Origin of the sequence: uncultured Bradyrhizobium sp., from assembly GCF_936943645.1 — a bacterium.
In the GTDB taxonomy this organism is placed as follows: Bacteria; Pseudomonadota; Alphaproteobacteria; order Rhizobiales; family Xanthobacteraceae; genus Bradyrhizobium.
The window spans coordinates 23,365-39,713 of record NZ_CAKZJO010000066.1 but is presented as its reverse complement, the minus strand read 5'-3'; the positions used below and the strand labels follow the sequence as shown (position 1 = coordinate 39,713).

Annotated in this window: 8 protein-coding genes; 6 read left to right on the top strand and 2 right to left on the bottom strand. The window is 63.6% G+C overall.

Annotation, left to right across the window (positions count from 1 at the left end):
- The first annotated feature begins 30 nt into the window (after window positions 1-30).
- On the top strand, window positions 31-2,265 hold the full coding sequence (locus Q0743_RS19205; protein WP_298243069.1) for a tetratricopeptide repeat protein: 2,235 nt from the start codon (window positions 31-33) through the stop codon (window positions 2,263-2,265).
- Between the two features lie 42 nt (window positions 2,266-2,307).
- Here the strand turns inward: Q0743_RS19205 and Q0743_RS19200 are convergent, their stop codons facing one another.
- Complete coding sequence (locus Q0743_RS19200; protein WP_298243068.1) at window positions 2,308-3,342, bottom strand: cysteine synthase A; 1,035 nt, start codon at window positions 3,340-3,342, stop codon at window positions 2,308-2,310.
- Between the two features lie 341 nt (window positions 3,343-3,683).
- On the opposite strand from Q0743_RS19200, the gene Q0743_RS19195 reads away from it, so the two are divergent.
- Window positions 3,684-5,939: a hypothetical protein gene (locus Q0743_RS19195; RefSeq protein ID WP_298243067.1), complete on the top strand. Its 2,256-nt coding sequence runs from the start codon at window positions 3,684-3,686 to the stop codon at window positions 5,937-5,939.
- Here the strand turns inward: Q0743_RS19195 and Q0743_RS19190 are convergent.
- Window positions 5,890-6,600, bottom strand: a complete 711-nt coding sequence (locus tag Q0743_RS19190; RefSeq protein WP_298243066.1) for a hypothetical protein — start codon at window positions 6,598-6,600, stop codon at window positions 5,890-5,892. The two genes, Q0743_RS19195 and Q0743_RS19190, sit on opposite strands and share 50 nt — an antisense overlap.
- Window positions 6,601-7,206: 606 nt before the next feature.
- Between Q0743_RS19190 and Q0743_RS19185 the strand changes: the two genes are divergently transcribed.
- Genes Q0743_RS19185 through Q0743_RS19170 form a run of 4 tightly spaced genes read left to right on the top strand, consistent with a single transcriptional unit; the run spans window position 7,207 to window position 16,339 of the window.
- Complete coding sequence (locus Q0743_RS19185) at window positions 7,207-8,655, top strand: efflux transporter outer membrane subunit (protein WP_298243065.1); 1,449 nt, start codon at window positions 7,207-7,209, stop codon at window positions 8,653-8,655.
- Window positions 8,645-10,048, top strand: coding sequence for an efflux RND transporter periplasmic adaptor subunit (locus tag Q0743_RS19180; RefSeq protein WP_298243064.1), 1,404 nt, complete (start codon window positions 8,645-8,647; stop codon window positions 10,046-10,048). The genes Q0743_RS19185 and Q0743_RS19180 overlap by 11 nt, the downstream gene beginning before the upstream one ends.
- 37 nt (window positions 10,049-10,085) lie before the next feature.
- The gene (locus tag Q0743_RS19175) at window positions 10,086-13,235 is read left to right on the top strand and encodes an efflux RND transporter permease subunit (protein WP_298243063.1); all 3,150 of its coding nucleotides are present in this window, start codon (window positions 10,086-10,088) and stop codon (window positions 13,233-13,235) included.
- On the top strand, window positions 13,235-16,339 hold the full coding sequence (locus Q0743_RS19170; RefSeq protein ID WP_298243062.1) for an efflux RND transporter permease subunit: 3,105 nt from the start codon (window positions 13,235-13,237) through the stop codon (window positions 16,337-16,339). The genes Q0743_RS19175 and Q0743_RS19170 overlap by 1 nt, the downstream gene beginning before the upstream one ends.
- Window positions 16,340-16,349 lie beyond the last annotated feature (10 nt).

Below are 16,349 nucleotides of genomic sequence, written 5' to 3'. Positions count from 1 at the left end.
CGGCCCTGGGCCATCTTCCGGAGAGACACCTTGCAGAGCAGCGCGGGCGCGCGCGCATTCCAGAATGCGCGATTGCAGAAGAAATTGAAGAAGCAGGCCGACGCCATCATTCCCGCCGCGGCGAGCGCCTATGGCCAGGGCAGGTATGCGGAGTGCGAGGCGCTCTGCCGCCAGATCCTGCAAGCCATTCCGGATCATTTCGACGCCACGCACCTGCTCGGCGTGTGCGCGCAACAGGGCGGGCGACTTGAAGAGGCGCAACAACTGCTCGAACGCGCGATCGCAATCGATCCGCGTGCGCACGAGGCGCAGAGCAATCTCGCGGCCGTCTACTTTGCTCTTCAGAAGCTGGATGCGGCCCGTGCCTGTCAGGAGAAAGCAATCGCGCTGAAGCCGAATTTTACGCCGGCCCTTGTCGGCCTCGGCAACACCCTGCTCCAGATGAACCTGCCCGCACAGGCCATCGAGGTCTACGATCGCGCCGTCAAGCTGAAGCCCGACTATGCCGACGCGCTTTGCAATCGTGGCGTGGCTGAGCTGGCGCTGTACCGGTTTGACCGCGCCAGGGAGAGCTTTGACCGCGCGCTGCTGTTTCAGCCGCGCCACGTCGAAGCGCTCATCGGCAAGGGCATGGTGGGCATCGAGCTGAGGCGCTACGATGAGGCGGAAGCTGCGCTCGCGGCGGCGTTCGCGATCAAGCCGGATTCGGCGAAGATTCTGGCGCAGCGCGGACGCCTCAACGCAGCACTGTCGCGGCCGGAACAGGCCGCTGCGGATTTCGATGCGGCGCTTGCACTTTCGCCGCGATTTGAAGTGGCCCTACGCGGAAAGGCGGAGGCCTCGCTCAGCATCGGAAACACTGCACAGGCGATCCTGGCCTGCACGACCTTGCTTGAGCAGAATCCGCGTTCCACGATCGCAATGGCGTTGCTGAGCTCCTGCTTTGCAAATCAGGGAGAGATCGCCTCGGCAATCGAACATCTCGACGCGGCACTGGCGATCGCGCCGGATCCAGACTTGATGGCGCGGAAGATCTACTTTCTGGACTTCCTCCCTGATGCCGATTTCACGATCCAGCAGGCCGCGCGAAAGTCCTGGGGTGAAGCCATCAGCGCGCGCGTTCCGCAGAGGAAGCTCGCGCCCCGGCAGCTCGATCCAGACAGGCGGATCGTGATCGGCTATCTTTCCGCCGAATTCTGGTATCACTCGGCAGCGTTCGGCCTGCTGCCGGTGCTGCGCCATCATGATCACGCCAACTTCGAGGTCATCTGTTATTCGTGTTCGCCGACGCGCGATGCGGTGACGGCCGAATTCAGGTCGGCGGCCGATGTCTGGGTCGACGCCTGGCAGATGTTCGATGACCAGCTGGCTGACCGTATCGAGGCCGACAAGGTCGATATCCTCATCGACGTATCAGGGCATTCGTCGGGCAACAGGCTCCAGGTCTTTGCTCGCAAGCCGGCTCCCATCCAGGCCACGGGCTTCGGACACGCGACCGGTACGGGTCTTCGGACGATGGACTACGTGCTCGCCGACGCCGTCTTCATCCCGCAATCGGCACGACATCTGCTGACCGAAACGGTTTATGACCTGCCGTGCCTGATCACGATCGATCCCATCCATGTGCCGCCGTCGGAACTTCCCATGCTCCGCAACGGCTACGTCACCTTCGGCGTGTTCAACCGCGTCAACAAGATTTCGGACGAGGCCATCCGCGTGTGGTCGAACATCATGCGGGAAGTGGCCGGATCGAAGATCATCATCAAGCACACGCTGCTAGACGATGCCCTCGTGCGCGACGGCCTTCTCGCGCGCTTTGTGGCACGCGGGATTGCCGAGGAGAGGATCACTTGCCTCGGCTCGACCGAGCGCGCCGATCATCTGCAAGCCTTCGGGTTGGTCGATATTTCGCTCGATCCGTTTCCGCAGAACGGTGGCGTCAGCACCTGGGAATCGCTCTACGCGGGCGTTCCGGTGGTGGCCAAGCTCGGTCACGGCGCCTCATCGCGTGCCGGCGGCTCCATCGTGGCGGCCGTCGGTCTTGACGAGTGGGTCGCCGAGGATGACGAAGGCTACTCTGCCATCGCGTGCAAGTTCGCCGCCCGGCCCGAGTATCTGGCGAAACTGCGCGCGGAATTGCCGGCCCGGATCGCAGCTTCGGCCGCGGGCAACGTTGAGACTTATACGCGCAAGGTCGAGGAGGGCTATCGCCGTTTCTGGCGCGACTATTGTGCGGCGGCGTCGGAGCGCGGCGAAGCGACGTAAATCGGACCAACGGGCCGAGCGTGCGGACCCGAGGGCCGGCGATCACACAAACGGCGGCTTGATGTTGCTACGCTTCTCCAGCCATTCCGGCACCGGCAGGTTCTTGGCGCGCATGAAGTCTGCGTTGAACAGCTTCGACTGATAGCGGCTGCCGGAATCGCACAGCACGGTGACGATCGTCTTGCCGGGCCCGAGCTGCTTGGCGAGGCGCATCGCGCCCACGATGTTCACGCCGGTCGAGCCGCCGAGGCACAGGCCTTCGTGCTGGAGCAGCTCGTAGATGACGCCGACGGCTTCGGCATCGGGAATGAGATAGGCGTCATCGACCTTCGCGGTCTCGACGATGGCGGTCGCCCGGTTGAGGCCGATGCCTTCGGTGATCGAACCGCCGGGCGTCGCCTTGGCATCGCCCGTCCTGAAATACTCATACATGCCGGCGCCGTGCGGATCGGCGCAGGCAATCCGCACGTTCTTGTTCTTCTCTTTCAGATAGCGGCTGATGCCGGCCAGCGTGCCGCCGCTGCCGACCGAGCAGACGAAACCGTCGATCTTGCCGCCGGTCTGCTCCCAGATCTCCGGCCCCGTGGATTCGTAATGCGCCTTGGCATTGTCGAGGTTGTTCCACTGATCGGCGAACAGCACGCCATTCGGCTCTGTCTTGCGCAGCTCGTCGGCAAGACGGCGACCGACATGCTGGTAGTTGTTGGGATTGGCGTAAGGAAGGGCGGGCACCTCGATCAGCTCGGCGCCGCACAGCTTCAGGAAGTCCTTCTTCTCCTGGCTCTGCGTCTCCGGGATCACGATCAGGGTACGGTAGCCGCGCGCGCTGGCGACGACGGCGAGGCCGATGCCGGTATTGCCGGCGGTCGCTTCCACCACGAGGCCGCCGGGCTTGAGCTCGCCGCGCTTCTCGGCCTCCAGAATCATCCATTTGCCGGCGCGGTCCTTGACCGACTGGCCAGGATTCATGAACTCGGCCTTGCCGAGAATGGTGCAGCCGGTCAGTTCCGAGGCGCGCTTGAGCTTGATCAGCGGGGTGTTGCCGATGGCGTCGACAACGTCGTTTCGAATGGTCATGTCAGGCACTTACCGGTCGGTTTCGCATTGGTGGGCGACCCTAAAGGAGGGGGGCCGGGCATACAAGCGGAAGGGGCGAACTCTTATGCTGCTTTGCGGCAATGAAGGTCCGCGAAGACCCTGGGTTTCTTGGCAAAAGGCCGCCAATTGCTGCCAAGTCCATTGTCGAGAACCAAGACATTTTGCGCCCGACTTGGCTACCGGGAGCGGCTCCGCTCCGCGTTGGAATGAGCTGAGGCACTTTGCGATCCAGACCGCTGGCTCCACTGGTGCCCAAAATTGTCTCGCGCTAGTTTGACAACCGGGTGTGAGGGGAACAAATGTTCCCTTTGGGGGCAAAAATGAATGAGAACATGCTTATTCGAGCGCTCCAAAGCGCGCTCGAAGGGACTGGCGCAGATCATTTGGATGGCCATTCCGGTTCACAAAGCCTGGCCACAGAACTCACCAAAGCGCTCGACGGCCTTTCCAAGCCGACGGATCCTACGGAAGCGCTGTCGCCACTTGAATTTTGGCTGCGTTCGACCGTCGCCACGGCGACGTTTGATCAATCTGAACTGCAGGGCCTGACAAGGCTGTATGAAGCCCTGGCGAGCACCGGCTGCTCGGCAGCAACTGAGGGCGCGATAGGCTTTCTGCTTTGCTGCCGAAGCGCGGACCAAGCTCAAACGGTCAAAGCTGGACGAGCGTCGGTGATGTCGCCTGGCGACGTCCAGCGGGCGCAAAGCGCGCTTGCAAACGCGAGCGAGTATCTGGCTAGCTCCGCTGTGCGCGGCTGGATCGCGAGCTATTACGGCATCGACAGGTCCAAGGTTGTCGATCCACACGCAGAAGTGACGATGATTGCGTCAGGCACTACGTCCTATGTGATCCGATATGGCGGTTCGGCGAACTTTGTTTTCAAGCTGGTCAAGCCGCAATTCATGGGAAGCGCCCTCATCAGAGATCAAACTTCATCATATGGGAGCCTCCTTCGGAATCAGGCGGCCACCAATCCGCTTCTTCCTCGCGTTCTCGCGGCCGGTGGCTCCTTTGTGCAGATGGAGTTCATCGAGGGCAGCAGTTTGGCCGATATCATGGAGCGCGGCGACCTCGACAACATGACGGTCGATGAGCGACGGGAGGTGTTGTTTGGCATTATCGGAAACCTGGAGGCCTTGCGGTCCCCGCACCTGGACTTGTCCCCCGGCAACATCATGATCGAGCCTCTGCCTGTCGGGCGCGACAAGATCAGACGCTTTAAAGTCCGGTTGATCGATTTCGGCTACAACTATCTGCTGCGGGAGGGACTTTCCGGCCTTCCGATCCGCAGCGACATCGTGCGTTACAGCGCACCGGAGATGATGGCTGGTGCGTACGAGGGAAGCACGAAGGCAGATCTCTATTCTCTTGGAATGGTCGTGCTTGACGTCATGCGACCTTCCGCGAACGCCGTGGATCTATCTGTTCAACTCGATCGGCTTTGGCAAGTCCACTCTCAACTTGCATCGATTGTAGAGGAACTGGTCGCAGTCGATCCGTATGACAGGGCGTCATGGTCGAACGGATTGGACCAGCCGACGACTTATGGCGTCCTGAGGCGGCGACTCGAACAAGAGGAGCAGATCACCAAGCTCATCGATACGCGGGTAGAGGTGTCCGCCGCCTGGGGAGGATTCGAGCCACTCGTTCAGCAAATCATGAAGATCGTTCGAGAGCTTCCGACGCTGTGGAAGCTCACCGATAAGGACCCATACAGCGCGAACGCTAAGTATCTTTATTACTGGGGTGCCCTAATCAATACGTCCATCGTCGCATCGTTGGTGTATTGTGGCTACAAGCTCTTCCAAACTGTGCATCCCGCCGACGCAATACCCGAAAATCTTTGGTCGTTATCCGCGTGGGTGAAGGGCGTACTCAACAAGCTGAACGCCACGCTATTCGGGCCGACGGAAGTTCAGTCGGTCATCGCGGGACAGACCCTTGCATTCGCGATCGTCTTGGTAGTTTCGCAGTACTACAATTCCATCTTCTCGTCGATTACGACCAGATCGGTGCGAACCTACACGGCCCGATGGGCCGAGCGCACCATGAGATTCACGCCGTTCGGAATCATGCTGCTGTGCGTGTCGACTGCCGGGCTGTTTCCGAGTTGGTGGTACGTCACGTCCTTGATCGGACCGTTGATAACGGCGGGCAACAATTTTGCGGTCTGGCGCTTTTGCCAAAGCACTCGGCAGGACGCGGCCGGTCGTTCGATTGCGGGCAATCTAGAGACCACCGACATCACGAGGTTTGACGAGACCTTTAGTGGGTGGTGGAAGTCGATGATCGGCACCGGCGTGTTCATCTTTGCTGTCGGTCTGCTGCTGAGATTTGGGCCCATCCATGACGAGGCATTTCTGGGCGTTGTGATGGCGCTGCTCTGCTACTACGCCCTCCACAAATACGCGAGCACGGACATGGGAGCTCTGGTGCGCGGCGGAATTCGGCGATACGTCAAGGTGGCGGAGCGGATGCAGGCCGCCGCGCGTCAGCGAGGAACAGCACCGCCCGCGGAATTGCGGCTCAACCGTCTCGATAGTCATGCGCGAGAAATTTCCACAGCAGAATTGTAACGACGTGGCCGAAAGGAACCTTCACGATCGGGATGTCCGGCCTATTTTGGCGAAGTTCAGCGATCAACGCATCGCGGCTGTATTGAGGAATATAGTGGTCGAAATTTCCAAAGATGAATTGTGAAGCCGCCCCGAGCGAACAGAGATTGTTGACGGGGCTGATCGAATGCAACCTCGCAACGAAGTCAGCTTCTTGCAGTCCCGCAGCCTCTGCCTTAAGGCGCAAATGACGTGAAGCGGGGCTGTTGAAGGTCAGCCAATCGCCGCTATGGCCGCTGGCAACGGATATCAGATCAAGATGATATTTATTGGCCAGATAGGTCGCTGCAAAATTGCCCATGCTGAGGCCAATGAGCAGCGGATCCCGTCCGGACTTCCGGATAGTCGCCAGGTCTTGTACGAATACCTTCTCAGCCTCGGCCAGGCATTGCACCGGCACTTCGGGCGTTGAACTCACGATACCATCAGGGGTTTCGTTGCACGCAAAGTACGAATTGGGGAGTAGACGCAGAGCCTCTGCCGTTTCGATTGATACGTTCCATGGCAAAAACACAATGATTCGGCTCTGGGCGTTTCCGACCTTGCGACGCGAGGAGACGGACTGGTCGTCGAGTTCGTCGATCTTGCGCCACAGGCTCAGGCAATCGATTAAACCTAGCATGTGCGCAAGCTCTGCCCTTTTGAAGGATACGCAATTCTGCTTCGAACGTCGCTGGGACGATCACTGAAGTCCCTCTCGGTTGGTTCTGCATCAAAGGACTTCGGAGCACCAGCTTGAATTCGTCATCGACGAGCGGCGACGAAGCATTCAGGAGGCGGAAGACGCTGTTGGCATGCAACGATGCGCGGACGGTTTTGCCGGCGACTGCCACGGCCTGTCGGGCGCCTCGACCCCGTGGTACTGAGTAGCTCGGGTCCAGGAAACATGCCTGCGATCCCCCGTGGGCCAATATCACATGAAATCTTGGTAAGCTTGCACCGTTTCCGGATGTGTCGAACCGCAGAAAAGCCTCTGCAAGACAGTAGTTTCTCGCAATTCGCTATGATCAACGCACAAGCGTTTGACTGTGCCTTTCGCATCTGCGGGACTGTCCCGCTGTTCCGCGCCCGGCTAGGATGGATTTCAGGTTCCGCAGAAAGCATCACCTGTGAACGAGTTGTCCAAAGCCCCCCGACCATCTGCCTGCGAATCGGTTAATCCGGTTGCGCGGCGGCTTGATCTGCCCGGCGGGGGGTGGATGTGACACAGCATGATCCGGCGATCGCCATGCGGCGATCCGAAGGCTCATCCCGGACGCTGCGCGCGGCGCGCTGGCTTGCGGCGTTGTGCCTGGCCGCCGGTTCGGGTGCCTGCGTGCTGACCCAGGATCTTCCCGATCCCGCGCTCGACGTTCCCACGCAGTACAAATACGCCGGGAAGGGCGATGCGCCGCCGTCGCTGGATTGGTGGCGCGGCTTCCGTTCCAGGGAGCTGACGCAGCTGATGGAAGAGGCCCAGACCGTCAACCTCGACATCGCCGCCGCCGTTGCGCGCATCGTCCAGGCTGACGCGCAGGCGCGGCAGGCGGGCGCGGCGCTGCTGCCGACCTTGTCCGGCACCGGGCAGGAGGCCTATTCACGCACCTCCGGCTCGTCCGCATCAGGGCTCACCAATGGCGGCCGCGAGGTCGTCAACTACCAGGCATCGCTGAGCGCGAGCTATCAGCTCGACTTCTGGGGCCAGAATCGCGACGCGCTGCAGACCGCCGAGGAGACGGCGAACGCCAACCGCTTCGATCGCGACACCGTCGCGCTGACGACGCTGGCCAGCGTCGCCAATGCCTATTTCCAGGTGCTGGCCTCGCAGGACCGCATCAGGACCTCACAGCGCAACATCGCCAGCGCGCAGCGCATCCTCGATGCCGTAAAGGAACGCCGCAAGGCCGGCACCGGCACCGATCTCGACGTTGCCCAGCAGGAGAGCGTGCTTGCCAATCAGAAGGCCCTGGTGCCGCCGCTGCGCCAGACGCTCGACCAGAACAGGAATGCGCTCGCCGTGCTGGTATCGCGGCCGCCGGAAAGCGTGCGCATCGACGGCGGCTCGCTGAACAACGTCGCCATCCCGCGCGTCACGCCCGGCTTGCCGTCGGAGATCCTGACGCAGCGGCCCGACATCCGCCGGCAGGAAGCGCAGCTCGCCTCGGCGACCGCGAACATCGGCAATGCCCGCGCGCAGTTCTTTCCGACCATCCAGCTCACCGGCAATGGCGGCTATCAGAGCTCGGCGCTGGTCTCGCTGTTCCAGCCGCATGCGGCGTTCTTCCAGCTCGTCGGCAGCGCGACGCAGCCGATCTTCGACGGCGGCAAGATCCTCGGCAATTTCGAGTACGCCAAGGCGCGTCAGGATGAATTGCTGCAGACCTACCGCAAGACCATCGTCCAGGCGTTCACCGACGTCGACAATGCGTTGTTCTCGATCAGGCAGACCACGATCAAGCTGCAATTGCAGCGCGACGTGCTCAATGCCTCGAGGCGCGCCTTCGATCTGTCCGAGCAGCAATTGCGAGCCGGCACCGCCGACATCGTGACCGTGCTCAACACCCAGCTGACCCTGTTCACGGCGGAAGACGCGCTGTCGCAGGCACAACTCGCGCGGCTTCTCGCCATCGTCAGCCTGTACCAGGCGCTCGGTGGCGGCTGGGAGCCGCGAATGGAGAAACCGGTCAATGCTCTTTAAGCCGGATAGCAAGCAAGGTGCGGAGGAGGGGACGGCGAGAAAGTCGCGCGGCCGCGGCTTCATCATGACCGTGATCACGCTGGCGATCCTCGGCGGCCTGTTCTATCTCGGCTGGACCGTCACGCATCAGCAGCAGGCCAACAATCGCAACAACCAGCGGCTCGATCTGCCGGTGCCGGTGCTGGCGGCGAGCCCGCGGGTGCAGGACGTTCCGGTCTATCTCGACGGCGTCGGCGCGATCCGTGCGCTCAATACCGTGACCGTGCGCTCGCAGGTCGACGGCAAGCTGATCGCGGTGAATTTTACGGAAGGCCAGGACGTCAAGAAGGGCGATGTGCTCGGCGAGATCGATCCGGCACTCTATCAAGCGACCTACGACCAGGCTGTCGCCAAGAAGGCGCAGGACCAGGCCCAGCTCGCCAACCAGCGCATCGACCTGACGCGCTACGAGCAGCTTGCGGCCTCCAATGCCGGCTCCAAGCAGCAGGCCGACACCCAGCGCGCGCTGGTTGCGCAGACCGAGGCGCTGGTCAAGGCCGACCAGGCTGCGATCGACAACGCGGCGGCGACGCTGAGCTACACCAAGATCGTGGCGCCGATCTCTGGTCGCGCTGGCCTGCGTCAGGTCGACCAGGGCAACATCATTCACGCCTCCGACACCACGGGCCTCGTGGTGATCACGCAATTGCAGCCGATCGCGGTGTGGTTCAGCCTGCCGCAACAACAGATCATGCGCGTCAATGCCGCCGCGGCGAAGGGCGCGCTCGCGGTCGACGTGTTCGGCAATGACGGCATCACCGTGATCGACACCGGCAAGCTCACCGGCATCGACAATCAGGTCGACCAGACCACCGGCACGCTCAAGCTCAAGGCCGAATTTCCCAACGCCAATTACCAGCTCTGGCCGGGCCAGTTCGTCAATGTCCGCCTCAAGGTCGAGACCTTGATGCAGGCGCTGGTGGTGCCGACCTCAGCCGTGCAGCGCGGCCCGATCGGAACGTTCAGCTATGTCATCGGCGAGGACAATATCGTCTCGGCCAAGGCCGTGACGGTGACCCAGCAGAACGAGCATGACGCCGTCATCGCCAGCGGCCTTTCGGCAAGCGACAGGGTGGTCACCACGGGCTTTGCCAATCTGTCCGACGGCTCCAAGGTGATCATCGGCCGCGACGATCAGACCCCGTCTGCTGATCTTGCCCCGCGCAAGCGCTCGCGCGGGCCGGACGCGCAGAAGAAGGATGGCGCCAAGGACGGCCAAAAGGACGGTCAGGGTAAAGCCGGCGAGTTCCGCGCCAAGCGCAGCGGCAGCGAGGGCGACCAGAAGGGACAGACCGGGCCGGCTCCGGGACCTTCCCCAGCACCGGCCGCGGGCAGTGGAGCCAAGCAGCCATGATCCCGACAACAGCCGCTTGATGCGGCAGGCATAACCCATGGGTGTCTCCGAACCCTTCATCCGCCGTCCGATCGCGACTTCGCTGCTCGGCATCGCGCTTCTGATCGGCGGGCTGCTGGGCTATTTCGCGCTGCCGGTTTCGGCGCTGCCGCAGGTCGATTTTCCGACCGTGCAGGTGACGACGCAACTGCCGGGCGCGAGCCCCGACGTGATCGCCTCGCTGATCACCGCGCCGCTGGAGCGGCAGCTCGGCCAGATCCCGTCGCTGTCTGCGATGAACTCGACGAGCTCGTTCGGCGTCAGCCAGATCTCGCTGCAGTTCGATCTCAATCGCGACATCGACGGCGCCACCCAGGACGTGCAGGCCGCGATTAATGCCGCGGCGGGCGTGCTGCCCAAGACGCTGCCTTATCCGCCGACCTACGCCAAGGTGAACCCCGCCGATGCGCCGGTCATGACGCTCGCGCTGCGCTCCGACACCATCTCACTGCGCGCGATGAGCGACATCGCCGACACCATTTTGGCGCAACGCCTGAGCCAGATCTCGGGCGTCGGGCGCGTTGCGGTGCTCGGCGGACTGAAACCGGCGGTGCGCATCCAGGCCGACCTGGCGCGGCTCGCCGCCTATGGCATCGCCATGGAGGATCTGCGCACCGCGATCGCCAACGCCAACGTCTCGGGTCCGAAGGGTTCGCTCGACGGCGCGCAGCAATCCTACATCATCGCGGCCAACGACCAGATCGCCGCGGCCGACGCCTATAAGCCCGTCATCATCGCCTATCGCAACGGCTCGCCCGTCACCATCGCCGACGTCGCCCAGATCGTCGATGGCCTGGAGAACGACCGCTCCGGCGGCTGGTACCAGGGCACACCGGCCGTGATCATCGACATCCAGCGCCAGCCCGGCGCCAACGTGATCGACGTCGTCAGCCAGATCCGCGCCGAAATCCCCAAGCTGCAGCGCGCGATTCCGGCCGGGGTGAACCTCACCATCGTCTCCGACCGGACCGTGACGATCCGCGCCTCGGTTCACGACGTGCAGTTCACGCTGGTCCTTGCCGTCGTGCTGGTGACCTTGGTGGTGTTGCTGTTCCTGCGCTCGATCCGCGCCACCATCATTGCGGGCGTGGCGCTGCCGCTGTCGCTGATCACGAGCTTCGGCATCATGTATTTCGCCGGCTTCAGCCTCGACAATCTGTCGCTGATGGCGCTGACGATCGGCACCGGCTTCGTCGTCGACGACGCCATCGTCATGATCGAGAACATCGTCCGTCACATGGAGAACGGCGACGGCCCGATGGAGGCTTCGCTGAAGGGTGCCAGCGAAATCGGCTTCACCGTGATCTCGCTGACGGTGTCGCTGATCGCGGTCTTCATCCCGCTGCTGTTCATGTCCGGGCTTGTCGGACGCATGTTCCGGGAATTCGCGCTGACCTTGACGATCGCCGTCGTCACCTCGGCGGTGGTCTCGCTGACGCTGACGCCGATGATGTGCTCGCGCCTGCTCAAGCACGCCCATGAAGAGTTGGCGGTGCCGGGATTGGCCGCGATCAGCCGCTTCATCGATCGCACCGTCGAAGCCTACCACCGCACGCTGCTGGTGGTTTTGCAGCACCAGCGCACCACGCTGGCCGTGACTTTCGCAACGCTGATCGCGACCCTCGTTCTCTACGTCGTCGCGCCAAAGGGCTTCCTGCCGCTGCAGGACACTGCCTCGATCACGGCGGTGACGGAGGCGGGGCCGGACGTGTCCTTCGCGGAGATGCAGAAACGACAGGCCGAGGCGTCCGATGCCATCAAGGCCGACCCGGACGTGGTCGGCGTGGTCTCGGTGATCGGTGCCGGCTCGGTCAATCCGACCACCAACGTCGGGCGGCTCGTCATGACCTTGAAACCGCGCGGCGAACGGCGAGACGATGTCGCCGCTGTCATCACTCGGCTGAAGGAGCGGGTCTCGGGCATCCCCGGCATGACCGTCTATTTCCAGCCGGTGCAGGACGTGCAGATCTCGACCCAGTCGAGCCGCTCGCAATACCAGTACACGCTGACCGGCACCGATGCGGCGCTGGTGTCGGAATGGGCGCGCAAGCTGGTCGCGGAGATGCGGCGCGATCCCCTGTTCCGCGACGCCTCCTCGGAGGCGCAGGAGGGCGGATTGCGCGCCCAGCTCGATGTGGATCGCACCCGCGCCGGCCAGCTCGGCGTGAGCCTGCAAGGCATCACCGACACGCTCAACGACGCCTTTGCGCAGCGCCAGATCTCGACCATCTACGGCCAGGCCAATCAGTACCGCGTGGTGCTGGAAGCGCTGCCGATGTACCAGCGCGATCCCTCGATCCTGTCGAAACTCTATCTGCCGGGTGCGGCGAGCGCCACCACTGGAGCGCCCAACGCCCAGGTGCCGCTGTCGGCCGTGGCGACGCTGAAGCGCACCACGGCGCCGCTTGCAATCTCGCACCAGGCGCAGTTTCCGTCGGTGTCGCTCAGCTTCAATCTCGCGCCGGGCGCCGCGCTCGGCGATGCCGTCGACGCCGTGAAGACGATCGAGACCCGCATCGGCATGCCCAACAACATCGTCGGCGTCTATGCCGGCGATGCCGCCGAATTCGCCAAGGCACTTGCCGGCCAGCCCTGGTTGCTGCTTGCGGCCGTGATCACGATCTACATCGTGCTCGGGGTGCTCTACGAGAGCTACATCCATCCGATCACGATCCTGTCGACGCTGCCTTCGGCCGGCGTCGGCGCAATCCTGGCGCTGGTGCTGTGCGGGCAGGACCTCTCGGTCATCGGCCTGATCGGCATCATCCTGCTCATGGGCATCGTCAAGAAGAACGCGATCATGATGATCGACTTCGCGCTGGAGGCCGAGCGCGGGCAGGGCATGTCGCCCAATGAGGCCATCGTGCAGGCCTGCCTCTTGCGCTTCCGCCCGATCATGATGACGACGCTGGCGGCGCTGTTCGGCGCGCTGCCGCTGGCGATCGAGAGCGGCACCGGCGCCGAGCTGCGCTTTCCGCTCGGCATCTCCATCATCGGCGGCCTGCTGCTGAGCCAGCTGCTGACGCTCTATACCACGCCCGTGATCTACCTCGCGCTCGACCGCATCAACCGCAGGCTCGAGCAGGCGCTGCCGCCGGCGGAGTCCGGCGGCCCGCCGGTGGCCGGCGCGACCGAGGGGATGCAGTGATGGCATCGATCTCGGAGCCCTTCATCCGGAGGCCCGTGGCGACCACGCTGCTGTCGATCGGGTTGTTCCTGCTGGGTGTGGTCGCCTACGAGTTCCTTCCCGTCGCCTCGGTCCCGAACGTCGACTTCCCCGCCATCTTCGTGTCGGCCAGCCGGCCCGGCGCCGACCCCTCGGTGATGGCGGCGACGGTGGCCTCGCCCCTGGAGCGGCGTCTCGGCGAGATCTCGGGCATCAACCAGATCACCTCGACTTCGACGCTGGGCAACACCAGCATCCAGCTCCAGTTCGACATCGGCCGCAGCATCGACAAGGCCGCGCGCGACGTGCAGGCGGCGATCAATGCTGCGATGGTCGACCTGCCGAGCGACCTGCCGACGCTGCCACGCTTCCGCAAGGCCAATACGGCCGGCGCGCCGATCTACGTGCTGGCGCTGACCTCCAAGACGATCTCTTCGGCCGCGATCTACGACGTCGCCGATAGCGTGCTGGCGCAACGCATCTCGCAGGTGCAGGGGGTCGGCAACGTGGCGATTTCCGGCGCCGACCAGCCGGCCGTGCGGGTCCAGCTCAATCCCGTCGCATTGTCCAACGCCGGCATCGCCACCGACGACGTGCGGACCGCCATCATCAACGCCAATCCGCTCGGCCCGGTCGGCATCTTCAACGGCGAGCGGCAGAGCGAGACGCTGTCGCTGAACAAGCAGATGCGCAGCGCGAAAGAGTTCCGCGACATCGTCATCAAGAGCGCGAACGGCAATTTCGTGCGGCTGTCCGACGTCGCCGACATCGAGGATTCCGTCCGCAACGCCCGTTCGATCGCCTGGTTCAACAAGCAGCCCGCCGTGCTGATCCAGATCACCAAGCAGGGCGATGCCAACGTCATCGACGTCGTCGACCGGGTGAAGGCGCTGCTCCCCGAGCTGAAGCAGTGGATTCCGGCTGGCGTCGAGATTTCGACCCTGGTTGACCGCACCGGCACGATCCGCGCCAGCGTGCTCGACATGCAATGGACATTGCTGGCGACCGCGGTCCTGGTGATGGTCGTGGTGTTCGTGTTCCTCCGCAGGATGACGCCGACGATCGCGGCCGGCATCTCGGTGCCGCTGGCTTTGGCCGGCACCTGCGCCGGCATGTGGGTCGCGGGCTTCTCGATCGACAATCTGTCGCTGATGGCGCTTGCGATCTCCGTCGGTTTCGTGGTCGACGACGCCATCGTCATGATCGAGAACATGTATCGCAATCTCGAGCACGGCATGCGGCCGTTCCAGGCGGCGCTGGAGGGCGCCAAGCAGATCGGCTTCACCGTGGTCTCGATCAGCCTGTCGTTGATCGCGGCCTTCACGCCGCTGATCTTCATGGACGGCATCGTCGGCCGTCTCCTGCGCGAATTCTCGCTGACGCTGACCTTCGCCATCCTGGTCTCGACGCTGGTGTCGCTCACGGTCACGCCGATGATCTGCGCCCATTACATCAAGCAGGCGACATCAGGCACGGCGACGCTGTTCGATCGCGTCATCGAGGGCTCGCTGTCGCGCATCGTGACCTTCTATGCGAGAACCCTGCGCACCGTGCTGGACTACCCGCTGGCGACGCTGTTGGTGTTCTTCGCGACCATCGGCCTCACCGTGACGCTCTACATCAAGGTCCCCAAGGGCTATTTCCCGACCGACGATTCCGGCTTCGTCATCGGGGCGACGCGTGCCTCGGCCGACATCTCGTTCCAGTCGATGCTCGGCCTCCAGCAGCGGCTTGCCGACATCGTGATGAAGGATCCGGCCGTGGCCGGCATCGGCTCGACCGTCGGCGCCGGGGGCGGGCCGGGGGGCGCGACCTCGAACCGCGGCATCATGTATATCAGCCTGAAGCCGCCGGAGGAGCGCGACCACGTCTCGACCGCGGTCGTGATCGACCGTCTGAGACGTGCGCTGTACCCGGTGGCCGGCATCCGCCTCTTCATGTTCGCCGCCCAGGACGTCCGCGCCGGCGGCCGGCAGAGCGATTCAGACTATCAGTACACGCTGACCAGCACCGACCTCAGCCTGCTGCAGAAATGGGCGCCGATCGTCGCCAAGCGCATGGAGAGCGTCGAGGGCATCACCGACATCTCCAGCGACCGCGATCCCGGCGGGCTTCAACTCACCCTGAACATCGATCGCCAGAAGGCCTCGGCGCTCGGCGTCAGGGTTCAGGACATCGACAACGCACTGAACAACGCCTTTTCGCAGCGGCAGATCTCGATCATCTACACCCAGCGCAACCAGTACATGACCGTGCTGGAGATCGATCCGAAATTCCAGGTCGATCCGTCCAACCTCGATCGCATCTATGTCGCGGGCGCCGGCGACGCGCAGGTGCCGCTGTCGGCCGTGGTGCACGCGAGCCGCGGGCTCGCCGCGCTCGCGGTCTACCACTCGCAGTCGTTCCCCTCGACCACCGTGTCGTTCAACCTCATGCCGAACGTGCAGCTTCAGGCGGCGACGCAGAACATCCAGCGGGCGGTCGAGGAGCTGCACATGCCCGAAGGCATCCGCGGCAGCTTCGACGGCAATGCCGGCGACTTCGCCAAGACCAGCGGCCGCCAGCCGCTACTGATCCTCGGCGCGCTGGTGGCGATGTATATCGTGCTCGGCGTGCTCTACGAGAGCCTCGCCCATCCGCTCACGATCATCTCGACGCTGCCCTCGGCCGGGTTAGGGGCGCTGCTCGCCCTGCAGCTCACCAACACGCCGCTGACGGTGATCGCCTTCGTCGGCATCATCCTCCTGATCGGCATCGTGAAGAAGAACGGCATCATGATGGTGGATTTCGCGCTCGAGGCCGAACGCCAGCGCGGCCTGTCCTCGGCGGAGGCGATCTTCGAGGCCTGCCAGGCGCGCTTCCGTCCGATCCTGATGACGACCATGGCGGCGCTGTTCGCCGGCATTCCGCTGGTGGTGGCAACCGGCCCAGGCACGGAGCTGCGCCGTCCGCTCGGCATCACCATCATCGGCGGCCTGTTCGTCTCGCAGATCCTGACGCTCTACACCACGCCGGTCATCTACCTCCTGATCGACCGCCTGCGGCGGCGGCCTGCGCCACGCCCGGTACCAGCGCCGGCGGAATAGGTTGTTGAAG

Excerpts from the sequence above, each read along its gene's own strand:
- Q0743_RS19200 (WP_298243068.1), bottom strand. The coding sequence starts at position 3,342 with ATGACCATTCGAAACGACGTTGTCGACGCCATCGGCAACACCCCGCTG.
- Q0743_RS19195 (WP_298243067.1), top strand. The coding sequence starts at position 3,684 with ATGAATGAGAACATGCTTATTCGAGCGCTCCAAAGCGCGCTCGAAGGG.
- Q0743_RS19190 (WP_298243066.1), bottom strand. The coding sequence starts at position 6,600 with ATGCTAGGTTTAATCGATTGCCTGAGCCTGTGGCGCAAGATCGACGAA.
- Q0743_RS19185 (WP_298243065.1), top strand. The coding sequence starts at position 7,207 with ATGCGGCGATCCGAAGGCTCATCCCGGACGCTGCGCGCGGCGCGCTGG.
- Q0743_RS19180 (WP_298243064.1), top strand. The coding sequence starts at position 8,645 with ATGCTCTTTAAGCCGGATAGCAAGCAAGGTGCGGAGGAGGGGACGGCG.
- Q0743_RS19175 (WP_298243063.1), top strand. The coding sequence starts at position 10,086 with ATGGGTGTCTCCGAACCCTTCATCCGCCGTCCGATCGCGACTTCGCTG.
- Q0743_RS19170 (WP_298243062.1), top strand. The coding sequence starts at position 13,235 with ATGGCATCGATCTCGGAGCCCTTCATCCGGAGGCCCGTGGCGACCACG.